Origin of the sequence: Chitinimonas koreensis, assembly GCF_014353015.1 — a bacterium.
GTDB lineage: Bacteria > Pseudomonadota > Gammaproteobacteria > Burkholderiales > Chitinimonadaceae > Chitinimonas > Chitinimonas koreensis.
The window spans coordinates 206413-228113 of sequence record NZ_CP060704.1 but is presented as its reverse complement, the minus strand read 5'-3'; the positions used below and the strand labels follow the sequence as shown (position 1 = coordinate 228113).

At 71.5% G+C, this 21701-nt stretch carries 18 protein-coding genes and 2 pseudogenes; 6 read left to right on the top strand and 14 right to left on the bottom strand.

What is annotated here, in order from left to right; translation table 11 throughout:
* Both H9L41_RS00875 and H9L41_RS00870 read left to right on the top strand, forming a co-directional pair.
* A complete protein-coding gene (locus H9L41_RS00875; protein ID WP_051318897.1) occupies window positions 1-780 on the top strand; it encodes an alpha/beta fold hydrolase in 780 nt (259 codons plus the stop codon).
* Between the two features lie 308 nt (window positions 781-1088).
* Complete coding sequence (locus H9L41_RS00870) at window positions 1089-2939, top strand: ABC transporter ATP-binding protein (RefSeq protein WP_028445694.1); 1851 nt, start codon at window positions 1089-1091, stop codon at window positions 2937-2939.
* Between the two features lie 177 nt (window positions 2940-3116).
* Here the strand turns inward: H9L41_RS00870 and H9L41_RS24220 are convergent, their stop codons facing one another.
* The 4 genes from H9L41_RS24220 to H9L41_RS00855 all read right to left on the bottom strand — a co-directional run bounded on the left by H9L41_RS24220 (window position 3117) and on the right by H9L41_RS00855 (window position 5629).
* Window positions 3117-3242 carry a hypothetical protein gene (locus H9L41_RS24220; protein ID WP_265583906.1) on the bottom strand — a complete coding sequence of 42 codons (126 nt, stop codon included), beginning with the start codon at window positions 3240-3242 and terminating at the stop codon, window positions 3117-3119.
* Window positions 3243-3649: 407 nt separating this feature from the next.
* Window positions 3650-4462, bottom strand: a complete 813-nt coding sequence (gene aroE / locus H9L41_RS00865; RefSeq protein WP_028445693.1) for a shikimate dehydrogenase — start codon at window positions 4460-4462, stop codon at window positions 3650-3652.
* Window positions 4463-4535: 73 nt separating this feature from the next.
* Window positions 4536-5102: a hypothetical protein gene (locus H9L41_RS00860; protein ID WP_051318896.1), complete on the bottom strand. Its 567-nt coding sequence runs from the start codon at window positions 5100-5102 to the stop codon at window positions 4536-4538.
* 74 nt (window positions 5103-5176) lie between these two features.
* Complete coding sequence (locus H9L41_RS00855; RefSeq protein WP_028445692.1) at window positions 5177-5629, bottom strand: rhodanese-like domain-containing protein; 453 nt, start codon at window positions 5627-5629, stop codon at window positions 5177-5179.
* Between the two features lie 324 nt (window positions 5630-5953).
* On the opposite strand from H9L41_RS00855, the pseudogene glnA reads away from it, so the two are divergent.
* A pseudogene (glnA, locus tag H9L41_RS00850) lies at window positions 5954-7362 on the top strand (glutamate--ammonia ligase).
* 202 nt (window positions 7363-7564) lie between these two features.
* On the opposite strand, the gene H9L41_RS00845 reads toward glnA, so the two are convergent.
* From H9L41_RS00845 to H9L41_RS00835, 3 genes are read right to left on the bottom strand one after another with little or no spacing between them, the layout of a single operon-like run.
* A complete protein-coding gene (locus tag H9L41_RS00845) occupies window positions 7565-8149 on the bottom strand; it encodes a hypothetical protein (protein ID WP_028445690.1) in 585 nt (194 codons plus the stop codon).
* Window positions 8146-9531, bottom strand: coding sequence for a peptidylprolyl isomerase (locus H9L41_RS00840; protein WP_051318895.1), 1386 nt, complete (start codon window positions 9529-9531; stop codon window positions 8146-8148). The genes H9L41_RS00845 and H9L41_RS00840 overlap by 4 nt, the downstream gene beginning before the upstream one ends.
* Before the next feature lie 19 nt (window positions 9532-9550).
* On the bottom strand, window positions 9551-10567 hold the full coding sequence (locus H9L41_RS00835) for a phospholipase C/P1 nuclease family protein (RefSeq protein WP_028445689.1): 1017 nt from the start codon (window positions 10565-10567) through the stop codon (window positions 9551-9553).
* Between the two features lie 210 nt (window positions 10568-10777).
* Between H9L41_RS00835 and H9L41_RS00830 the strand changes: the two genes are divergently transcribed.
* From H9L41_RS00830 to H9L41_RS00820, 3 genes are all read left to right on the top strand, one after another.
* A complete protein-coding gene (locus H9L41_RS00830) occupies window positions 10778-13117 on the top strand; it encodes an FdhF/YdeP family oxidoreductase (RefSeq protein ID WP_028445688.1) in 2340 nt (779 codons plus the stop codon).
* 195 nt (window positions 13118-13312) lie between these two features.
* On the top strand, window positions 13313-14071 hold the full coding sequence (gene fdhD / locus H9L41_RS00825) for a formate dehydrogenase accessory sulfurtransferase FdhD (RefSeq protein ID WP_169730159.1): 759 nt from the start codon (window positions 13313-13315) through the stop codon (window positions 14069-14071).
* Window positions 14072-14362: 291 nt separating this feature from the next.
* Window positions 14363-14893, top strand: a complete 531-nt coding sequence (locus tag H9L41_RS00820; protein ID WP_028445687.1) for a TIGR00645 family protein — start codon at window positions 14363-14365, stop codon at window positions 14891-14893.
* Window positions 14894-15189: 296 nt separating this feature from the next.
* Here H9L41_RS00820 and H9L41_RS00815 read toward each other — a convergent pair whose 3' ends face one another.
* From H9L41_RS00815 to H9L41_RS00785, 7 genes and pseudogenes are all read right to left on the bottom strand, one after another.
* On the bottom strand, window positions 15190-15816 hold the full coding sequence (locus H9L41_RS00815) for a 2OG-Fe(II) oxygenase (protein ID WP_051318892.1): 627 nt from the start codon (window positions 15814-15816) through the stop codon (window positions 15190-15192).
* 59 nt (window positions 15817-15875) lie between these two features.
* A complete protein-coding gene (locus H9L41_RS00810; protein WP_028445685.1) occupies window positions 15876-16499 on the bottom strand; it encodes a glutathione S-transferase family protein in 624 nt (207 codons plus the stop codon).
* A 51-nt stretch (window positions 16500-16550) separates the two neighbouring features.
* Window positions 16551-17162 (bottom strand): methionine biosynthesis protein MetW, encoded by a 612-nt coding sequence (metW, locus tag H9L41_RS00805; RefSeq protein WP_028445684.1) that lies wholly within the window; start codon window positions 17160-17162, stop codon window positions 16551-16553.
* Window positions 17159-18306, bottom strand: a pseudogene (metX, locus tag H9L41_RS00800) (homoserine O-succinyltransferase MetX). The gene metW and the pseudogene metX overlap by 4 nt, the downstream one beginning before the upstream one ends.
* Window positions 18307-18350: 44 nt before the next feature.
* Window positions 18351-19601 (bottom strand): O-antigen ligase family protein, encoded by a 1251-nt coding sequence (locus H9L41_RS00795; RefSeq protein ID WP_028445682.1) that lies wholly within the window; start codon window positions 19599-19601, stop codon window positions 18351-18353.
* The gene (locus H9L41_RS00790) at window positions 19598-20539 is read right to left on the bottom strand and encodes a glycosyltransferase family 2 protein (protein ID WP_051318891.1); all 942 of its coding nucleotides are present in this window, start codon (window positions 20537-20539) and stop codon (window positions 19598-19600) included. Before H9L41_RS00790 ends, H9L41_RS00795 begins: the two co-directional genes overlap by 4 nt.
* Window positions 20536-21645 (bottom strand): glycosyltransferase, encoded by a 1110-nt coding sequence (locus tag H9L41_RS00785; RefSeq protein WP_211236848.1) that lies wholly within the window; start codon window positions 21643-21645, stop codon window positions 20536-20538. Before H9L41_RS00785 ends, H9L41_RS00790 begins: the two co-directional genes overlap by 4 nt.
* Window positions 21646-21701: the final 56 nt, after the last annotated feature.

Sequence of the window (21701 nt, the reverse complement as noted above, 5' to 3'; positions counted from 1 at the left end):
ATGGCCGCGCCGACCTGGATCCTGCTGCGCGGCCTCGGCCGCGAGGCGCGCCACTGGGGCGGCTTCCCGCCGCTGCTGGCCGAGGCGCTCGGCGGCGTGCGCGTGCTGGCGCCCGATCTGGCCGGCAACGGCCGGCGCTGGCGCGAACGCAGCGCCGCGACCCTCGCCGGCCAGTGCGACGGCCTGCGCGCCGAGCTGGCCGAGGTGCTGGCGCAAGGCCCGGTCAACCTGCTGGCGATCTCGCTCGGCGGCATGGTGGCGCTCGACTGGGCGACTCGTCGGCCGACCGAGGTCGGGCGCCTGGTGCTGGTCAACACCAGCCTGGCCGGCCTCGCGCCGTTCTGGCGCCGGCTGCGCTGGCCGCGCTACCCGGCGATCGCGCGGCTGCCGCTGCAATCGATCGCGGCGCGCGAGCGCAGCATCCTGGCCATGGTCAGCAACGATCCGGCCCGCCGCGCCGCGGCGCTGCCGCAGTGGATCGCCTGGCAGCGCGAGGCGCCGGTCGCGCGCGCCAACCTGCTGCGCCAGCTGGCCGCCGCCGCGCGCTTCCGCCTGCCGCCGCAATGGCCGGGCTGCCCGGCGCTGCTGCTGGCCAGCCGGCGCGACCGGCTGGTCGACCCGGCCTGCTCGCAGGCGCTGGCCGCCGCGGCCGGCTGGCCGCTGCGGCTGCACGAGACGGCCGGCCACGACCTGCCGCTCGACGACCCGCACTGGCTGGCGGCGCAGGTGGCGCAATGGTGCGGAGCGCCATCCACCATCCTCGATACGACACCGCCGTAGTCGGAAGTCATTCCGACCGCGCCGCCGATTCAACATCGCCGTCGGAATGAATGCCGAGCTACCGCATCGAAGCGCACGTAGGAGCGGCTTCGGCCGCGAATCGCCGGTCGTGGCGCAATGGCCATTCGCGGCTGAAGCCGCTCCTACGGGAACCCTAACCCCGGACAGCGAGAACCGGCGATGGCGCCCGCCCGCCGCGGCGAATGCATTTCCGACACGCCCGCCATCCTGCCAGCACCGTGTCAGCAGCCCACCGCAAGCGCTTTGCTACACTGCGCCCTCTCCCCGCACTCCCCGAAGGCCTCCCCGTGTTCAGCTGGTTCGAACGACGCGTCCACCTCTATCCCGACACGCCCCCGGCCCAGCCGCCCAAGGGCTTCTTCCGCTTCGTCTGGGCCGGCACCGAGGGCCTGCGCGGGCTGATCGCCGCGATGATCGTGCTCACCGCCGGCATCGGCGCCTTCGAGGCGCTGCTGTTCAGCATGCTGGGCTCGGTGGTCGACTGGCTCGGCCAGGTGCCGCCGGCCGAGCTGTGGACCCAGCAACGCGGCCACCTGCTGCTCTTGGCCGGCATCCTGCTCGCCAGCCCGGTGCTGATCGCGCTGCAGGCGCTGTGCAAGTACCAGGGCCTGCTCGGCAATTTCCCGATGCTGCTGCGCTGGCACTACCACCGCCACCTGCTCGGCCAGAGCATGAGCTTCTACCAGGACGAATTCGCCGGCCGGGTCGCCGCCAAGGTGATGCAGACCGCGCTGGCGGTGCGCGACACCGTGCTGATCGTGGCCGACATCCTGGTCTTCGTGGTCATCTACTTCGTCACCATGGTGGCGGTGGTCGGCCGCTTCGACGCGCTGCTGGTGCTGCCCTTCCTCGGCTGGCTGGCGCTGTACGTGCTCACGCTGCGCTTCTTCGTGCCGCGGCTGGGCAAGGTCGCCAGCGAGCAGGCCGACGCGCGCAGCCTGATGACCGGCCGCATCACCGACGCCTACACCAATATCGCCACCGTCAAGCTGTTCGCCCACGCCCAGCGCGAGGCCCAGTTCGCCCGCGGCGCGATGCAGGAATTCATGCTGACCGCCTATCGCCAGACCCGGCTGGTCAGCGGTTTCGAGGTGGTCAACCACGTGCTCAGCATGCTGCTGATCGGCAGCACCGCCGGCGCCACGCTGTGGCTGTGGACGCGCGGCGAGGTCGGCGTCGGCGCGGTGGCGGCCGCCACCGCCATGGCGCTGCGGCTCAACGGCATCTCGCACTGGATCATGTGGGAGATGGCCAGCCTGTTCGAGCAGATCGGCACGGTGCAGGACGGCATCGCCACGCTGTCGCGGCCGATCGCGATCAAGGACCGGCCCGACGCCCAGCCGCTCGAAGTGCGCCGCGGCGAGATCCGCTTCGAGCAGGTCGATTTCGGCTACGGCGGCCAGCGCCGCGTGATCGAGCAGTTGAACCTGACCATCCGCCCCGGCGAGAAGGTCGGCCTGGTCGGCCGCTCGGGCGCCGGCAAGAGCACGCTGGTCAACCTCCTGCTGCGTTTCTACGACGTCGAGTCGGGCCGCATCCTGATCGACGGCCAGGACATCGCCCAGGTCACCCAGGACAGCCTGCGCCGCCAGGTCGGCATGGTGACGCAGGACACCAGCCTGCTGCACCGCTCGGTGCGCGACAACCTGCTGTACGGCCGGCCCGACGCCAGTGATGCCGAGATGATCGCCGCCGCCCGCCGCGCCGAGGCGCACGACTTCATCGAGACGCTGACCGACCCCAAGGGCCGCCAGGGTTACGAAGCCCACGTCGGCGAACGCGGCGTGAAGCTCAGCGGCGGCCAGCGCCAGCGGGTCGCGATCGCCCGGGTGATGCTCAAGGATGCGCCGATCCTGCTGCTGGACGAGGCCACCAGCGCGCTCGACAGCGAGGTCGAGGCGGCGATCCAGGACAGCCTGTACACGCTGATGGAGGGCAAGACGGTGGTGGCGATCGCCCACCGGCTGTCGACCATCGCGGCGATGGACCGGCTGATCGTGATGGACGGCGGCCGCATCGTCGAGGAAGGCGATCACGCGGCGCTGCTGGCGCGCGGCGGCCTGTACGCGCGGCTGTGGGCGCACCAGAGCGGCGGTTTCCTCGGCGAAGAGGCGGACGAGGCGGCCGAAGCGGTCTGACCGCCGGCCGGCCAGGGCTCCGCCGCATCGGCCGATACGGGCAGGCGCGCGGAACGGGAAATCCGATTGCGGGCCTGAAGGTAGCAGCCTACCTCCACACGCGGGACACCGATGGGAATGCACCGGCCGCGCCCAACAAAAAACCGGCTTGCGCCGGTTTCTGGTCTGGTCTCGAGCCTATTTGTGCTTGCCGGGCTCGGCCGCCTTCATCTGAGACTGGAAGGGATTGGCCGGTGCAGTGACCGTCTTTTCCTTCTTGGGCTTCTTCGCTTCCTTGTTGCCGCGCATCTGACCCTTGGCCATGGTGTTCTCCTTGCCGTGCCGGCGCGCTGCCGGTGGCTGCGGTACGACGATTGCGGGTGTGTCCCCGCAGCCCGCGCCGCGATCGGATCGCGGGCACGGAGCATGGGCCGATCATAGGCGCATCGGGGGCGGGGCGTTGCTTTAACTCGTTGCGGATACCGTCAAGCCAGGTGGGATGCTCACGCTCACGGCGCGTCGCCATCGTCCGGCGCCACATCCGGCACCATCGCCAGGACCTCCTCGAACGCCACCCGATCGCCTCGGGCCGCGCGCTTTGAACTGACCAGCACATTGTTGTCCAGGACTGCCCTAAGCATTTTGGTATCGCATGCAATGCCAATGTCAGTAGCGAACCCGGTGTCGGGCATAAAGCCCGACTTACGAAACCCGGCCAGCTCTACGCGCCTTTACAGCCCCGCCCGCAAGTCCGCCAGCACCGGCGCGGTATCCGGCCGCGCGCCGCGCCACAGGAAGAACGCTTCGGCCGCCTGCTCGACCAGCATGCCGAGGCCGTCGAGCAACGGGCCGGCGCCGCCGGCGCGCGCCTGTTCGAGGAAGGGCGTCAGGCCACGGCCGTACATCATGTCGTAGGCCACCGTCTCCGGCCGCCACAGCGAGGCGGGCAGCGGCAACGCCGCGCCGGCCAGGCTGGCCGAGGTGGCATTGACCACCAGGTCGAACGGCTCGCCCGCCAAGTCCTCGTAGCCGCAGCCGCGGATCGGCCCGAGCGCGGCGAAGCGCTCGGCCAGCAGCGCGGCCTTGTCGGCCGAGCGGTTGGCCACCACCAGCGCTGCCGGCCGCTCGGCCAGCAGCGCGCCGATCGCGCCGCGCGCCGCGCCGCCGGCGCCGAGCAGCAGGACGCGGCGACCGGCCAGCGCCAGGTGGCGGCGCAGGTCGCGCACCAGGCCGACGCCGTCGGTGTTGTCGCCGGTCACACCCTCGTCGTCGAGCCACAGCGTATTCACCGCGCCGGCCTGCTCGGCCCGCTCGGTCAGCAGGTTGGCGAAACGGAACGCCTCTTCCTTGAACGGCACGGTGACGTTGCAGCCGGCGCCGCCCATGGCGAAGAAGTCGGCCACTGTCTCGATGAAGCCGGCCAGCGGCGCCTCGATGCGCTCGTAGCGCAGCTTCTGGCCGGTCTGGGCGGCGAAGGCGGCGTGGATCGCCGGCGACTTGCTGTGGGCGACGGGATTGCCGAGGACGGCGTAGCGATCGGTCATGGCGGGTTTCCTGCGGGGAAAGCGGCCGCGCGCCCGGGGCTGGGCGCGCGGATCGGGGCGATGGGGCCGGAACTCAGCCGGGGAAGACCGGCAGGCTGTCGAGGAAGGCGTCGCAGCAGCCCTTGAGCGTGGTGTATTCCTTGTCGATGCGGCTCGGGATCACGATGCGGGCCAGGATCAGCGCCGCGATGATCGCCACCAGGAGGCCGAGCAGGCCGGCGACTGCGACCAGCGGGGCGTCGCCGGCCGCGCCGCCGATGAAGGCGGCCAGGGTCAGCGGCACGCCGATCCAGCCGATCAGCAGGCCCACCGTGCGGCGCCGCTGGTGCGCCGGGCACAGGCCGGGCGCGACCTGGGCGCTCTTGCGCACGATCAGCGCGATGACGATGTAGATGAGGATGTTCAGCAGGAAGGCCAGGTAGACCGCCGGATGGTGCCAGTAGACCTTGCGCTGCTTGATCGGCGTCACCGCCGGCGCATTGCACTTCACGCAGCGGTGCGGCAGTTGGCCGCCCCGGCGCACGATCAGCTTCTTGCCCTGGCGCCAGGCGTCGGTGCCGCCGCCGCCTGGCGTGGCGAGGTCGGCCGTCGGCGGCGCGTAGGGATTGATCGGCTTGGTCAGATCGATGGGCGTGCTCATGCGCGGGGTATCCGGCGAGGGTGTGGAAAGGCCCGCCACGGAGGCGGGCCGGCGGGTGGGCGATACGGGAACGGTCAGCCTTGCGACCAGGGCAGGTTGCGCGCCTTCCAGCCGTTCACCCGGCCGCGCTGGCCGGCCTCGTCGCGGTCGCCCTCGAATCCCTCGAGCACGTTGTAGCACTCGGCGAAGCCCTGCGAGGCCGCCAGCGCCGCCGCCTCGTGCGAGCGGCCGCCGGTGCGGCAGAGGAAGAACAGCGCGTGCTCGGCATCGACCTGGTGGCGCAGCTGGTCGATGAAATGCGGGTTCGGCGTCATGCCCGGCCAGCTTTTCCACTCGACCTTGACCGCGCCCTCGGGCGTGCCGACGAACTGCCATTCGGCATGGGTGCGGACGTCGACCAGGCGCGCGTTGGGCAGCGCCGCCAGGAGGGTGTGCGCCTCGTCGGGCGTCAGCGCGCCGGAATAGGGCAGGCCCAGTTGCGCGGCCCGCGCCTGGGCGCGCTGCAGGATGTCGTTGGTGAGACTCATGGCGATGCTCCGGTTCGGCTGGTCTTGCCATTGATTATGGCAAAGATCGTCGCGCACCGACGGGTGGCACCATTTTTGTGCGCCGCCGTCATCGATGTGCAATATTGGTGCATTAAGTGGTATCAACACGCCCCTGGATGGCGCATGGCAGCGCTCCGAGCCCATGGCATGCTTCATGCTATCGGACTGCCGGACGCGCGCCGCCAGCCTCGGCAAGGCGCACGACAGGTTCTACAATCGGTCCCCGAATGGGTTTCCCCGGGGCCTCCAGGGTCCCCGCCGGCCGCCAGGCCGGTTTTCCAGTTTCCAAACAGGAGTTATCAAATGGCGGTCGCCGACGTACTCAAGCAAATCAAGGAAAACGACATCCGTTTCGTCGATCTGCGCTTCACCGACACCAAGGGCAAGGAACAGCACGTCTCGGTGCCGGCCCACGTGGTCGACGAAGATTGGTTCGAACACGGCCACGCCTTCGACGGCTCCTCGATTGCGGGCTGGAAGGGCATCCAGGCGTCCGACATGCTGCTGATGCCCGATGCCGGCACCGCCGCCATCGATCCGTTCTACGACGAGCCGACGCTGTTCATCACCTGCGACGTGATCGACCCGACCGACGGCAAGGGCTACGACCGCGACCCGCGCTCGATCGCCAAGCGCGGCGAGGCCTACCTGAAGGCTTCGGGCCTGGGCGACACCGCCTTCTTCGGTCCGGAACCCGAATTCTTCATCTTCGACAGCGTGACCTGGGCACCGACATGTCCGGCACCCACGTCAAGATCAAGTCCGAAGAGGCCGCCTGGTCCTCGTCGGAAGAGTACGAGGCCGGCAACACCGGCCACCGTCCGAGCGTGAAGGGCGGCTACTTCCCGGTCGCTCCGGTCGACAGCTTTCAGGACATCCGCTCGGCCATGTGCCTGGCGCTGGAAGAACTGGGCATCCCGGTCGAAGTGCACCACCACGAAGTCGCCACCGCCGGCCAGAACGAGATCGGCACCAAGTTCAGCACGCTGGTGCAGCGCGCCGACTGGACCCAGCGCCTGAAGTACGTGGTCCACAACGTGGCCCACCAGTACGGCAAGACCGCCACCTTCATGCCCAAGCCCATCGTCGGCGACAACGGCAGCGGCATGCACGTGCACCAGTCGATCTGGAAGGACGGCAAGAACCTGTTCGCCGGCAACGGCTACGCCGGCCTGTCCGAGTTCGCGCTGTACTACATCGGCGGCATCATCAAGCACGCCAAGGCGCTGAACGCCATCACCAACCCGGGCACCAACTCGTACAAGCGCCTGGTGCCGGGCTACGAAGCCCCGGTGATGCTGGCCTACTCGGCCAAGAACCGCTCGGCCTCGATCCGCATCCCCTACGTCGCCAGCGACAAGGCCCGCCGCATCGAAGCCCGCTTCCCGGATCCGCTGGCCAACCCCTACCTGGCCTTCACCGCGCTGATGATGGCGGGCCTGGACGGCGTGCAGAACAAGATCCACCCGGGCGACCCGGCCGACAAGAACCTGTACGACCTGCCGCCGGAAGAAGACAAGCTGGTGCCGAAGGTCTGCCACAGCCTGGAAATGGCGCTCGAGCACCTGGACCGCGACCGCGAGTTCCTGACCCGCGGCGGCGTGTTCTCGAACGACTGGATCGACTCCTACATCGAGCTGAAGATGGAAGAAGTCACCAAGTTCCGCATGACGACCCACCCGGTCGAATTCGCGATGTACTACTCGCTGTAAGACGAAGCGCTCGCCGCGGCCTGGCCATGGTGAACGACGGAAGCCCGCGTCACCGTAAGGTGTGCGGGCTTTTTCGCATCCAGCCAACCGATGAAGATTTCAATCGCAGTCCATTGACCGCGGAGGACACGGAGGAAAGCCCGTTCGTGCGACGTGTCCAAACCGCGCATCAAGGCGGTTTTTCTCCACGTCCTCTGCGTCCTCAGCGGTAAAGCTGTTCCTGGTTATCCACAGCCGTCTGCTCGCCCAGCCTGGCCGCCGCCTCGGCCTGCATCGCCGCGATGCGGCGGCGCTTCTCCTCGGCCTGGGCGATCTCGGCCGGGTCGATGCGGCCCTCGCTGCGGGCGCGCGCGATGTCGGCGTCGAGCTGCGGCAGCATCCGGTCGGCGGCCGCCACGTAGGCGCGGTAGAGCTTGCGCTGCTGGCGCTCGGCGTACTGCCGATAGCGCGCCGGGTCGGCCAGCTCGGCCGCGCTGGCCGGCTCGCGGCCCTCGTCGCTGCGCGCCAGCGGCGGCGCGCGCTCGTCGCCGCGTTCGCGCGCCGCGCTCAGGCTGAGCACCGCCGGGGCGGACTGGTCGATGGCCGGTCCGGCTGCGGTCGGCGCCGGCGGCAGCTCGGCGGCGATGAGCGCCACCGGTTCGGGCGGCCGCGGCGGTTCGGTCCGGACGGCCGGTTCGGGTCGCGCCACCGCCGGCTGCGACGCCGGCGCTGCCGGCCACAAGGTCCACGCCAGGCAGCCGGCCGCGATGCACAGCGCGGCGACGGCGATCCGGTTCTCGCGCTTCACGGCGCCGCTCCGGCGACCAGCGCGCGATGGCCGAAGCCCAGCGCATTCGCGTTCAGCTCGATGTCGGCCGCCTGGTACAGCCGCTCGCGCAGCGCCTTGAACTCGGCCACGGCCTTCTTGCGCGCGATCGCCTGGCCGGCGATGTAGCGCACCGATTCGCTATCGGCCGGCAGCAGGCCTTCCTCGCGTTCCTCCACCAGCACGATCTGCCAGGCCGCCGGCTCGCCGGGCTCGCGCACCGGCCGCGACGGCTTGCCCGGCGGCAGCGCGAAGGCCAGGTCCCGCAGCCAGGAGGGCTGCCCGTCGTCGCGCCGCAGCCAGCCGAGCGCACCGCCGTCGGCCGCGTCGCCGGCGCTCGATGCGGCGCGCGCCACGGCAGCGAAATCGGCGCCGCCGCGCAGTCGCTCGTAGGCATCGCGGCAAGCCGCCTCGTCGCCGCAGCGGATATGGCGGGCGCGCACGCGTTCGATGCGGCGGAACTCGGCCGGATGGCGCGCGTAGTAGTCGGCCACCTCGGCCGGCGTCGCCGCGGCGGCCAGCTGCTTGAGATGGGCGCTGCTGTAGTGCATGTCGGCCTCGATGCCCAACAGCTGCAGCAGCGCGCCGCGGCGGTCGCGATCCTCGATCGCCCGGCGCAGCAGCGCGAGGTCGTCGGCGGAAAGCCCGCTGTCGCGCCGCGCCCAGGCCAGCACGTAGCGGCTGCCGAGCAGCTGCATCGCCTGCTGCGCGCGGTAGTCGGCATCGCCGCCGCGCAGCAGGGTCTTGCCCTGGATGTTCTGCCGCTGCCACAGCTGGGCCAGGTCGATGCGGCCGGTCTCGCCGCCCGGGAAGCGGTATTCGAGCAGCGTGACCGCGCGCGCCGCCTCGAGCTGCTGCGGCGTCAGCGCCGCGTCGAGCCGCAGCGCGTCGCCGGGCGGGAACACCGCCTCGAGCGCCTGCCGGCTCGGTACCGTGTTCCGCACCACCAGCCTGGCCAGCCCGCCGGCGCGGGCCAGGGCGGCGTCGAGCGGTGCCTTGTAGGCGCGGCGCAGGGTGGCGACCAGCTGGTCCTCGACCGCCACCTCGCGGGCGAAGGCCACCGCGGTATTGGGGAACAGCGTCGCCTCGTCGTACTGGCCGGCCGCGTAGTCGCCGAGCAGCCGGTTGTCGATCACCGAGGCCAGCACCTTGTCCAGCGGCACCTTCATGTCGCGGTAGGCGCCGACGGTATGCAGCACGCGCAGGCCGGCCAGCGGGATCGGCTGACCGTCGATGCGGGCCGCCAGCGCCGGATCGGCCAGGCCATCGCGGCTGGCGCCCAGCGCCGCGCCGCCGAGCGCCAGGCCGGCCGCCAACAGCGCGGCCAGCGCGGGCCGCAGCCGGGATGCGGATTGCCGGCGCATGTCAGAACCCCGCCACATGTCAGAACCGTTCTGCGGCGCGGTTGAGGATGTGCACCACCATCGCGATCGCGTGTGGGATCACCACCTTGCCGACCGTGCGGCGGGTCTCGTGGTCGGTCGCCGACAGCACCGCGCCGCCGCGGGCGTAGGAGATGTCGCCGCCCTGGGTCAGCAGCGGGCGGATGTCGGTGGCGGTCTTGGCCGGCGGGGTGAAGTCGGCCAGCGCGGCCTTGACCAGCGCGGCGTCGTTGAGCTTCTCGGCGTAGTAATAGTCGTTGACCCAGCCTTCCCAGTCGGCGTGGTTCAGCGCCGAGGTGGTCCAGGTGTGGTGCGGCTGCAAGAGGTCGGTGGTGTGCAGCACGAAGCCCAGCGTCTGCGCGGTCGGCCTGGACAGGAACTGCTGGAACCAGTACTGGCCCAGGTTATCGATCGGCTGGAACGGCATCTTCTCGAAATCGGCGTACATCGAGGCCGTCGAGGTGCCGCCGAGCCGGTAGTTGGCCTCGGTGATGCCGTAGCTGTTGTACTTGCTGTTGTCGCCGAACCAGCCCTTCATGCCGCCGCGGCCGTCGTCGAGGTAGTCGCCGTAGAGCCAGGCGGCCGCCATGTCGTCGATGTCGCCCCACACCGTCAGCGCGTGGTAGTTGTAGCCGCCGAGCTTGTTGCCGTGCAGGTCGGGGCCGGCGGTGTGGTTCTGGAAGTGGAAGTAGCTGGTGTACTTGACGATGCTGGCGCCGGCGCCCCACACCGGGGCGAGCTGGCAGTCGCCGGTGGTGGCGCCGCACAGGTAGGTGTCGGCGAAGTCGTCGACGTCGTAGGCGCCCTGGCCCAGCGCCGCGGCGAACTGCTCGATGGTGTAGCCGGCATTGGTGGCGCCGGCCTGCAGCCTGGCGAAGTTGGTGGTGGACGGGTTGGCCTGCATGTAGGCGACCGCGTCGAGCACGATGCGGCGATGGGTTTCCTGGGTGAAGGCATGGGCCGGCGCGGCGAGGCAGCAGGCCGCGGCGAGGCCGGCCAGCAGGCGGGTGAAGTTCATGGCGATCCTCCTGGGGAATGTGGCTCGGCATCGAGGCCGGGTGGCGCGGCATTCTCCCGAGCGTCCGTGGCGGCTTCGTGACGCTTCCCCCGCTGCGCTTATGCCTGGCCTCGGAAAACTTTTGCCCGGCCGGCCGGGCCGGGCCGCCGCCGTTTGCCGCTACCATTGCGCCGAGCCGCCGCCGGGCGGCACCGAGACAGGATGGATACCGTGGACACGCCCGACCGACCCGAAGCGCACAGCGAACCGTACGACCGCCCGGCCGGCGGCTGGGGCGCGCTCGGCGCGGTGCGGCGCACCTTCCGGCTGCACCGGCTGCCGATCAAGGGCCCGCTGGCGCTGCTGCGCGCCAACCAGCACCACGGCTTCGACTGTCCCGGCTGCGCCTGGCCCGACCGCAACGACGGCCGCACGGTCGACGCCTGCGAGAACGGCATGAAGGCGGTGGCGGCCGAGCTGACCGCGCGGCTGGCCACGCCGGACCTGTTCGCCGCCCATACGCTGGCCGAACTGCGCCGCCAGACCGATTTCGAACTCGAAGACCACGGCCGGCTGACCGAGCCGCTGTGCTACGACGCCGCCAGCGACCGCTACCTGCCGATCTCCTGGGACGACGCGCTGGCGCGCGCCGCCGCCGTGCTGCGCGCGACCGCGCCCGAGGCGGCCGCCTTCTACGCCTCGGGCCGCTCGAGCAACGAGGCGGCCTTCCTGTGGCAGCTGCTGGCGCGCGCCTACGGCAGCAACAACCTGCCCGATTCGTCCAACCTGTGCCACGAGCCGTCGGGCTACGCGATGAAGGAGGTCATCGGCGTCGGCAAGGGCACCGCCACGCTCGACGATTTCGACCAGGCCGACCTGATCGTCGTGATCGGCCAGAACCCGGCCACCAACCATCCGCGCATGATGGGCACGCTGCACGCCGCCGTGCGGCGCGGCGCCAAGGTGCTGGCGTTCAATCCGCTGAAGGAGCGCGGCTTCGTCAGCTTCGCCGATCCGCAGGACCCGGCCGAGATGCTGACCGGCCGCGGCCTGGCGGTGGCGCACCGGATCTACCAGGTGAAGATCGGCGGCGACCTGGCCGCGCTCAAGGGCGTGATGAAGGCGCTGCTGGCGCAGGACGCCGCGGCGCGCGCGGCCGGCGGCGCGGCGCTGGTCGACGAGGCCTTCATCGCCGCGCACACCGAGGGCTACGCCGCGCTGCGCGATGACCTGGCGATGGAGGACTGGGCGCTGATCGAGGCCGAATCGGGCCTCGCCCGTGCCCAGATGGAGGAGGCGGCGGCGCTGTACGCCGCCAGCGAGCGCACCATCGCCACCTGGTGCATGGGCATCACCCACCACGAGCACAGCGTGGCGACGGTGCAGACCATCGTCTACCTGCTGCTGCTGCGCGGCAACGTCGGCCGGCCCGGCTGCGGCGCGGTGCCGGTGCGCGGCCATTCCAACGTGCAGGGCGACCGCACCATGGGCGTCACCAGCCGGCCGCCGGCGCGCTGGCTCGACAACCTGGCGGCCGAGTTCGGCATCGAACCGCCGCGGCGCGACGGCCGCGACGCGATCGAGACGGTCGGCGGCCTGCTCGACGGCAGCGTCCAGGCCTTCCTCAGCCTCGGCGGCAATTTCGCCGCCGCCGCGCCCGACACCGCCCGGCTGACCGCGGCGCTGTCGCGCTGCACGCTCACCGTGCACATCGCCACCAAGTTCAACCGCACCCACTGCTACCCGGGCCAGCTCGGCCTGATCCTGCCCTGCCTGGCGCGCACCGACCGCGACCTGCAGGACGGCGTCGAGCAGTTCGTCACGGTCGAGGACAGCATGAGCATGGTGCACGCCTCGCAGGGCTTCGCCACGCCGCGCAGCGCGCATCAGCGCAGCGAGCCGGCCATCGTGGCGGGCCTGGGCCACGCGCTGCTCGGCGAGGCGCCGATCGACTGGCTCGGCCTGGCGCGCGACTACGGCCGCATCCGCGAGCGCATCGAGCGCTGCATGGCCGGTGTGTTCGACGGCTACCAGGACTTCAACGCCCGCGTCGGCCGGAAGGGCGGCTTCCGCCTGGTCAACGCCGCCAGCGAGCGGCGCTGGGCGACGCCGTCGGGCAAGGCGCAGTTCCGCGTCCACCCGGTGCCGACCGACGGCCCGGTGCACCGTGCCCGCGCCGTCTGGGGCGACACGGTGCTGGCGCTGATGACCATCCGCTCGCACGACCAGTACAACACCACCGTCTACGGCCAGGACGACCGCTACCGCGGCATCTTCGGCGGCCGCCACGTGGTGCTGATCCACCCGGCCGACCTGGCCCGGCTCGGTTTCGCGGCCGGCGACTACGTCGACCTGCACGCGCGCTGCGACGACGGCGAGCCGCGCAGCGTGCACGGCTTCCGGCTGGTGCCCTACGACATCCCGGCCGGCTGCATCGCCGCCTACTTCCCCGAGGCCACGCCGCTGGTCGGCCGCGGCCTGGTATCGCGCTACACCCGCACGCCGGCCAGCAAGGAGATCCCGGTGCAGCTGGCGCGCTCGGCGGTGCAGCGCGCCGGAGGCGGCCGGTGAGCGGGCTGATGCCGCCGGCGGAGGCGCTGGCGCAGGGCTGGCAGGCGCTGCCCGGGTACGGTGGGAGGCCACCGTCGCGAATGCGACGGGGGTCGCGAATGCGACGGGGGGCGCGGATGCGACGGGGTCGCGAATGCGACGGGGCGCGCGAACGCGACGGAGGGGACGAACGCAGCGGCAGGCATGGCCGCGGCGGTGAGCACCACGGCCGTGAGCGACGCGGTGATCGAGGAAGTGCCGGTCTCGCTCGAATGGAACGGCCGCCACGCCATCGTCACCCTGGCGACGCCGCTGGAGCTGGAGGCGCTGGCGATCGGCTTCAGCTGGAGCGAGGGCCTGGTCGAGCGGCCGGCGCAGATCGGCGCGGTCGAGGTGGTGCCGACCGCGCAGGGCATGGCGGTGCTGATCGAGATCGACCCGGCCTGCCTCGACCGGGTGGCGGCGCGCCAGGCGGCAGCGCTGGCCAGCTCGGCCTGCGGCCTGTGCGGCGCGCGCGACCTGGCGGCGGCCAACCGGGTGCCGCCGCGGCTGACCGACGATTTCCGCCTCGCGCCCGCCGCGGTCGAGCGGGCGATGGCGGCGCTGCCGTCGCAGCAGCGGCTGGGCGGCCCGACCGGCGGCGCCCACGTCGCGGCCTTCGCCGACCGCGACGGCGCGCTGCTGTACGCCGCCGAGGACGTCGGCCGCCACAACGCCTTCGACAAGCTGCTGGGCAAGCTGGCGCGGGCCGGCGTCGCGCCGGGCGACGGTTTCGCGCTGGTCAGCGCGCGGGCGAGCTTCGAGCTGGCGCAGAAGGCCGCGACGGTCGGCCTGCCGGCGCTGTGCGCGGTCTCGGCCGCCAGCGCGATGGCGGTCCGGCTGGCCGAGGCGGCCGGGCTGACGCTGGTGGCCTTCGCACGCGATGGGCGGGGGACTTGCCTGGCGGGGGCGGGGCGGTTGGAGCTGGCGGTGTGAAGGGGGAAGGGGGAAGGGGAAGGGTAACCCCATCCCCCACCCAGCCTCCCCCTTGAAGGGGAGGAGTAGGGCGCGTCATTCTGGATGGGCTGTGATCGTTATAGGTGTCGCAACGCAGCTCCCTCCCCTTCAAGGGGAGGGTTGGGGTGGGGATGGGGTTACCCTTCCCCCTTCCCCCTTCCCCTTCCCCTTCCCCCTTCCCCCTTCCCCCTCTCCCCTTCCCCGCTTGCATCCCCCCACAGAAATGGATACTTGCCACCTGTTTTTTGCCGCATACGCATAGGGAACCGCATGACCTCCGCCGTCCACCGACTCGAATCGTTCATCTTCTGGAGCCGCTGGCTGCAGGCGCCGCTCTATGTCGGCCTGATCCTGGCCCAGGGCGTCTACGTCTACCACTTCCTGCATGAGCTGTGGCACCTGGTCAGCCACGCCACCACCTTCTCCGAGACCCAGATCATGCTGATCGTGCTCGGCCTGATCGACGTGGTGATGATCGCCAACCTGCTGGTGATGGTGGTGATCGGCGGCTACGAGACCTTCGTCTCCAAGATCGACTCGCTCGAGAAGCACGAGGACCGGCCCGAGTGGCTCAGCCACGTCAACGCCGGCGTGCTCAAGACCAAGCTGTCGCTGGCGCTGATCAGCATCTCGTCGATCCACCTGCTCAAAAGCTTCATCAGCGCCTCCGACCTGGGCAGCCCGACCAGCACCATCAGCGAATCGGGCCTGCTGTGGCAGGTGGTGATCCACTGCACCTTCCTCTTGTCGGCGCTGGTGATGGCCTTCACCGACAAGCTGATGCAGCACAAGCCGCACTGAGCGGAGCATCGTTGGCAGGAAGAAAAGGACGGCCGAGGCCGTCCTTTTTCCTGGGCATCCGCCGACGCCCCGCCTGGGCCTCATGCCCGTCGGCGATCCGCGCACCACGTAGGTCGGGCTTTATGCCCGACCTACGGTGGCGGGCAGCCGGTGACTAGGCGGGTAAGCCCGACCGACGCCACCGCAGGCCGATCGCCCCCTTGTAGGAGCGGCTTCAGCCGCGAATGGCGCCGGCGATGCGTCCGCCATCCGCGGCCGAAGCCGCTCCTACAAAACCCTCACGCGATCGACGGGCCTCAGCCCGCCCGCCGCAGCCAGCCGGTCACCGACCAGCGCGGCTGCGTCGCCGGCAGCACCGCGTGCCAGAAGCGGTCGGCCATGAACAGCACCAGCCGGCCGCCGCGCGGCGCGATGTCGAGCTGCGGCGCATCCTCGCCGGCCTCCAGCCACAGCCGCAGCTGGCCGCCGTCGGCGTCCTGCCAGCCTTCGTTCAGATAGCACACCACCGACACCACGCGCGCATCGTCGTCGCGGAAACGGTCGAGGTGGCGCTTGTAGAAGCCGCCGACCGGGTAGTGGGCATAGTGGAACTCGCCCTCGCGGATGCCGAGGAACAGCTCGCGGTTGAGCGCCGCCTGCAGCGCCTCGATGCGCTGCCAGTAGGCCTGCTCGGCCGGCGCGCGCCGCTGCGGGTCGAGCCAGCGCACGCTGTCGCCGCGGATCTCGTCGCGCACCGCCTGCTGCTCGGCACGGCCGACGCCGGCTCGGTGGAATTCGCCGCCGGCCAGCCGCTGCGCGCCTTCGTCGCGCAGGGCCGCGGTCTGGGCCGGGCTCAGGAAATCGTCGCAGACGACGTGGCCGTGGGTGGCCAGGCCGTCGATCAGCGCGGGCAGGCCGCGCAGGAAGTCTTCGTATTCGTTCATCGATGCTGCAAAAAAACGGCGCCCGCCGCGGCGAGGCGGCGGGCGCCCGGTTGAATCGATCAGCGGCCGAACTGCGCGGCCCACAGGGCCGCCAGCCGCGGATCCTGCTCGGTATGGCGGACCGCCGCCATCAGCCTGGGACAATGTTTCTGGAACCAGGCGCGGCCCGGCCGCCAGTGGACCATGGTGGCGGCCAGCAGGTCGAGCGCGCCGATGCGCTGGCCGAACAGGCAGGGCGTGTCGCCGAGCGCGGCTTCGAGCATCAGCCAGTAGTCCTGCAGGCGCGCCTTGGCCTGCTTGCGCAGGCTGGCCTGGGCCTCCTCGCCGTCGACCCAGCGCTCGGGATAGTCGCCCACGCTGATCGCGGCATAGGCATTGGCCGACAGGAACACCAGCCAGCGCAGCGCGACCGCGCGCGCCGCCGGCTCGGCCGGCAGCAGGCCCGCATCCGGGTGCTGGCCGTCGAGCCAGATCAGGATCGCCACGCTCTCGGTCAGCACCGTGCCGTCGGGCGCCACCAGCGTCGGGATCTGGGCCAGCGGATTGAGCGCGCGCAGCGCGTCGACCCCGGGGCCGCCATCCCATGGCGCGGCCTCGATCGCTTCATAGGGCTGGCCGGCCAGCACCAGCGCCGCCTCGATCGCGGCCGAGCCGCAGCCCTTGCTGCCATAGAGTCGATACATCGCGTTCTCCTCGTTCGGCCGCGGCGGCCGTCCGCCGCGCGCCGTCCCGCCTTACCGTTCGGCCCGCTCGAACCGCACCAGCGCCAGGCTGCCCAGCAGGTTGGGCAGGAAGGTGATGCGGCGCCCCTGGTGCATCACCACCTGGGCCATCACGCGCGCGCCGCGCGAGGTGACCAGGTCGTCGAAGTCGTCGAGCGTGCACAGGTGGATGTTGGGCGTGTTGTACCACTGGTAGGGGATGGTCTCCGACACCGGCATGCGGCCGAACAGCAGCTGCCAGCGGTTCTCCCAGTAGCCGAAGTTGGGGAAGGTGACGATGCCGGTGCGGCCGACCCGCAGCATCTCGTCGAGGATGAACTCGATGCGCCGCATCGACTGGATGGTCAGCGACAGCACCACGTAGTCGAAGCTGGCCGGCTCGAAGCCGGCCAGGCCCGACTCGAGGTCGCGCTGGATCACGTTGACGCCACGGCCGACCGCGCCGATCACGCCGTCCATGTCGATCTCGACGCCGTAGCCGACCACCTGTTTGTGGTCGCGCAGGTGGGCCAGCAGTTCGCCGTCGCCGCAGCCGAGGTCGAGCACCCGCGTCTCGGGCGCGATCCAGCCGGCGATGCGCGCCAGGTCGGGCCGCAGTTCGGTGCTGGAGGTGTGCGGATTCATGCGCCTACCTCCTCGGCCACGCGTTTCAGATAGGCATCCATCAGGCGCATATAGGGTTCGTCGGTCATCAGGAAGGCGTCGTGGCCATGCACCGATTCGATCTCGGCATAGGTCACCGGCTTCTTGGCGTCGAGCAGCGCCTTGACGGTCTCCTTGGAGCGCTCGGGCGAGAAGCGCCAGTCGCTGGTGAAGGCCACCACCAGGAAGCGCGCCGGCGTGGCGGCCAGCGCGGCCGGCAGGCTGCCGCCGAAGTGGCGGGCCGGGTCGAAGTAGTCGAGCGCCTTGGTCATCAAGAGATAGGTATTGGCGTCGAACACGTCGGCGAAACGGTCGCCCTGGTAGCGCAGGTAGCTCTCGATCTCGAACTCGGTGCCGTAGCCGAACTGGTAGCCGTCGGACTTGAGCGTGCGGCCGAACTTGCCGCCCATGCCCTCGTCGCTCAGGTAGGTGATGTGGCCGAGCATGCGCGCCAGCCTGAGGCCGCGCCGCGGCACCACGCCGTGGGCGTAGTAGTCGCCGCCGTGGAAATCGGGATCGGTCAGGATCGCGTTGCGGGCGACGTCGTTGAAGGCGATGTTCTGCGCGGTGAGCTTGGGCGCCGAGGCGATGGTGATGCAGTGGCGCACGCGCTGCGGGAAGGTCACGGTCCAGCGCAGCGCCTGCATGCCGCCGAGGCTGCCGCCGATCACCGCGGCCCAGCGCTCGATGCCGAGCCGGTCGGCCAGCCGCGCCTGCGACTGCACCCAGTCGTTGACCACCACCACCGGGAATTTCGAGCCCCACGGCCGGCCGGTGGCCGGGTCGATGCTCGAGGGGCCGGTCGAGCCGTGGCAGCCGCCGAGGTTGTTGACGCCGACCACGAAGAATCGGTTGGTGTCGATCGGCTTGCCGGGGCCGATCATGCTGTCCCACCAGCCCGGATACTTGTCCTCGGCGGTGTAGCGGCCGGCGACGTGATGATTCCCCGACAGCGCGTGGCAGATCAGGATCGCGTTGGAACGCTCGGCGTTCAGCGTGCCGTAGGTCTCGTACATCAGCTGATAGTGCGGGATCACGGCCCCCCCTGCAGCGGGAAAGGGTCGTCGAACACCGCGCACTGGGCGGTGACGAAGCCGACGGAAGACGGGTCGTGGGGCTCGGTCATGGGTTCGCATCCGCGCCCGGCGGCGGGCGCATCTCGTATCGTTATCAGGTCTTGCCCCGGCCGGCCGGCGCCGACCAGCCCAGCAGCAGCATGGCGGCGATCGCATACCAGCCGAGCAGGAAGCCGTGCAGCAGCAGCGTATCGGCCAGGCCGAGCAGCGCCATCGCCAGCACCAGCGTCTTGCCGCCGCGCGCGGCGGCGGCGGCGGCCGGGTCGCGCGCCTCGGCCTCGCGGCGGGCGAAGGCGCGCCAGGGCAGCCACAGCAGCAGCACGGTGGCCGCCAAGCCTAGCAGACCTGCGCTGACCAGTGCATTCAGCGCTTCGTTGTGGGCATGGCCGTGGGTCAGCAGGCTGGCCGGGCCACGACCCTGCGCCACCGCCGCGGCCAGCCAGTCCTGGAAGCCGCCGACGCCGAGGCCGAACCACGGCGCCTGCTGCCAGGCCGCGAACGCTTCCTGCCACATCAGGAGGCGCAGGCCGAGCGAGGTGTCGGCATTGCCGCCCCGGTACTGCTGGAGATCGGACAGCGCCATCTGCCAGCGCTGCGCGCCGCTGGGCGCCAGGCCGGTGGCGGCCAGCAGCAGCAGCGCGCCGAGCGCCAGCGCCCACAGCGCCGCCGGCCGCCGCCGGCCGAGCCGCCACACCGCCAGCGCCGCGGCGGCCAGCCAGACCGAGCGCGAGCCCGACAGCCAGGCGGTGGCCAGTCCGCCGGCCGCCCCGGCCCACAGCAGCGCGCGGCGCCAGCCGTGGCGCCAGCCCGGCGGCCGGGCCGACAGCGGCAGCAGGCCGAGCATCAGGCCCAGCGAGCCCCAACTGACCCAGAAGTGATAGCCGCGTGCGCGCTCGGCGCCGAGCACGTACACCTCGTAGCCCGATTGCAGCGCCATGGCGATCGCCGCCGCCGCGCAGCCGGCCCACCAGGCGCCGGCCTGGCCGCGCGTGCGCGCGGCGAAGCACAGCGCGCCGCCGGCCAGCAGCGCGTCGACGATGCGCCGGTGATCGGTGCTGGCGGCCGGGTTGAACAGATGGGCCAGCGCCAGCGCCAGCGCGAACAGCAGGAAGGCGAGGCCGGCCTGCGCGGCCAGCGGGTCGGCCGGGCCGCGATCGGCCGGGCCGCGGTCGGCCACGCCATGGCGCGCCTGCCGGCGCTGCCAGCCCGCCATCAGCAAGCCGATCAGGCACAGCCACAGCGCCAGGCCGCGCGACCCGGCCGGCCAGCCGGCCAGCAGCGCCGGCTGGGCGAACAGCGCCAGCGCGGCGAGGCCGCCGAGCCAGGCGGAACGCGAAACGCTCATCGCGCCCCGGCCGCCCGGCGCAGCGCGCCCAGCTTGAGCAGCTTGCGCTTGAGACTGGTGCGCACCGAGGGCGAGAGCAGGAAGCGCCACAGCGGCAGCGCCGCCACCCGCCGGCCGATGGCCGGATGGTCCGGCAGCAGCGCGGCGCCGTCGGGCGTGGCGCTCAGCGCATGGGCCAGCTCGACCCAGAACACGCCGAGCCGATGCGCCGGCACCCACGGCGCCAGCGCCCGCTCGACCCGCTCGAGCGCCGCGACCTGCTCGGCCAGCCGCGGCCAGCCGCGCGCCCGGCTGGACAGGCTGCCGGGCCGCTTGAGGTAGAGGTAGAAGGCGTCCGAGGCCAGCACGATGCGCTGGGCGCCGAGCAGCAGCTCGGGCAGCACGGCGAGATCCTCGTAGGCGCTGAGGCCGGGAATCTCGCAGCTGGCCAGCAGCGCGCGCGAGAAGCATTTGCCGATCAGGTGGCCCTGGATGCGCCGGTGGTCGAGGAAGGCGTCGATCGCCGCGGCGGTGGAGATCGGCCGCACCGCGAGGTCGGCCGCGATCGGCTCGGCGCGGTCGGCGTCGCTCACCTCGCGCAGCGGCGCCAGCAGCGCGTCGGGCTGCTGCGCCGCCAGCGTGGCCAGCAGCCAGGCCAGCGCGCCGTCCATGAAGGCGTCGTCGCTGTCTAGGAAGGTGATATGGCGGCCGCGCGCCTGCTGCACGCCGAACTGACGAACCTTGCCGACGTTGCGGAATTCGACCCGCAGCACCCGCAGCCAGCCGTGGCGGCCGGCCTGCTCGGCGGCGATGGCGCCGGTCGCGTCGGTCGAGGCGTCGTCGATCAGCAGCACCTCGACGTCGGCGCCGGCCGGCAGCTCGGCGGCCAGCCGCTCGAGCGTGCGGCCCAGGTAGGCGGCCGCGTCGTGGGCGGCGATGATGATGGAGAGCGCGGTCATGTCGGTTCGGCCAGGGCCAGGTATTGGCGGGTGACGTGGTCGACGCCGAAGCGTTCGAGCGCAGCCGGGTCGATCGGCGGCGGCGCGGCCAGCACGCGGTCGATGGCGGCGGCCAGCGCCTCGGGCGTCAGTTCGGCGAGGCCGGTCGCCAGCGGGCCGGTCAGGATCTCGTCCGGCCCCGACGGGCAATCGGTGCTGACCACCGGCGTGCCGCAGGCCAGCGCCTCGACCAGCACGTTGCCGAAGCCTTCGTAGTCCGAGCTCAGCACCAGCGCGCGCGCGGCGCGCATATAGGGGTAGGGATTGGCCTGGAAGCCGGCGAACACCACCCGGTCGGCCAGCCCGAGCGCCTCGACCTGAGCGCGCACCGGCGCGACCTCGGCCGCGCCGCCGCTGCCCAGCAGCACCAGCCGGCCGCCGAAGCGGCTCTGCGCGAAGGCCTCGAGCAGGCGGTCGTGCCGCTTCTGGTGGTTGAAGCGGCCGACGTGCAGCACGAAGTCGCCCTCGATCGGGCAGGCCTCGGCCGCCTGGGCGCGGATCGCCTCGAATTCGAACGGGTTGTAGATCGTGACCATGCGCGCCGGCGCGATGCCGAGCGCGCGCACGTCGTCCTGCAGCGCCGCCGACACGGTGATCAGCCGGCGGCCCGAATAGGTGCGCAGCAGCTGGCGATGCTTGATCCAGCGCTTGAGCCCGCTGCGGCCGGCCAGGCTGCCGACCTCGAGCGCGCAGTGCAGGCACATCCAGGCGCGCTTCAGGCGCTTCGAGGCGGCCACGATGCGGTCGGTCTTGGGCAGGTTGGAGATCGCCAGGTCGATCGGCGCGTCGCCGAAGGTGGCCGCCAGCGCGGCGTCGAGCGCGCGCGCGCGGCGGCCGATCTCGCCGACGCGGCGCAGCGGGCCGCGCTCGCGGTCCTCCACCAGCAGGTAGCGCACGCCGGGCGGCACCGGGTATTCGCACACCGCCCGCAGCGACAGCAGGGTGACCGCGTGGCCGGCGCGCGCCATGGCCGCGGCCAGCGTCAGCACCACCTTCTCGGCGCCGCCGCCGGGCAGGCCGTCGATCAGCAGGACGACGGTCAGCGGGCGAGCGATGGATTCGCTCATTCGGCCCGCGGGTCGGAATTCATGCCGAGCCGCCCGATGGATAGAACCGGTTCAAG

Excerpts from the sequence above, each read along its gene's own strand:
- H9L41_RS00875 (WP_051318897.1), top strand. The coding sequence starts at position 1 with ATGGCCGCGCCGACCTGGATCCTGCTGCGCGGCCTCGGCCGCGAGGCG.
- H9L41_RS24220 (WP_265583906.1), bottom strand. The coding sequence starts at position 3,242 with ATGGCCAAGGGTCAGATGCGCGGCAACAAGGAAGCGAAGAAGCCCAAG.
- aroE (WP_028445693.1), bottom strand. The coding sequence starts at position 4,462 with ATGACCGATCGCTACGCCGTCCTCGGCAATCCCGTCGCCCACAGCAAG.
- H9L41_RS00860 (WP_051318896.1), bottom strand. The coding sequence starts at position 5,102 with ATGAGCACGCCCATCGATCTGACCAAGCCGATCAATCCCTACGCGCCG.
- H9L41_RS00855 (WP_028445692.1), bottom strand. The coding sequence starts at position 5,629 with ATGAGTCTCACCAACGACATCCTGCAGCGCGCCCAGGCGCGGGCCGCG.
- H9L41_RS00840 (WP_051318895.1), bottom strand. The coding sequence starts at position 9,531 with ATGCGCCGGCAATCCGCATCCCGGCTGCGGCCCGCGCTGGCCGCGCTG.
- H9L41_RS00835 (WP_028445689.1), bottom strand. The coding sequence starts at position 10,567 with ATGAACTTCACCCGCCTGCTGGCCGGCCTCGCCGCGGCCTGCTGCCTC.
- H9L41_RS00820 (WP_028445687.1), top strand. The coding sequence starts at position 14,363 with ATGACCTCCGCCGTCCACCGACTCGAATCGTTCATCTTCTGGAGCCGC.
- H9L41_RS00815 (WP_051318892.1), bottom strand. The coding sequence starts at position 15,816 with ATGAACGAATACGAAGACTTCCTGCGCGGCCTGCCCGCGCTGATCGAC.
- H9L41_RS00810 (WP_028445685.1), bottom strand. The coding sequence starts at position 16,499 with ATGTATCGACTCTATGGCAGCAAGGGCTGCGGCTCGGCCGCGATCGAG.
- metW (WP_028445684.1), bottom strand. The coding sequence starts at position 17,162 with ATGAATCCGCACACCTCCAGCACCGAACTGCGGCCCGACCTGGCGCGC.
- H9L41_RS00795 (WP_028445682.1), bottom strand. The coding sequence starts at position 19,601 with ATGAGCGTTTCGCGTTCCGCCTGGCTCGGCGGCCTCGCCGCGCTGGCG.
- H9L41_RS00790 (WP_051318891.1), bottom strand. The coding sequence starts at position 20,539 with ATGACCGCGCTCTCCATCATCATCGCCGCCCACGACGCGGCCGCCTAC.
- H9L41_RS00785 (WP_211236848.1), bottom strand. The coding sequence starts at position 21,645 with ATGAGCGAATCCATCGCTCGCCCGCTGACCGTCGTCCTGCTGATCGAC.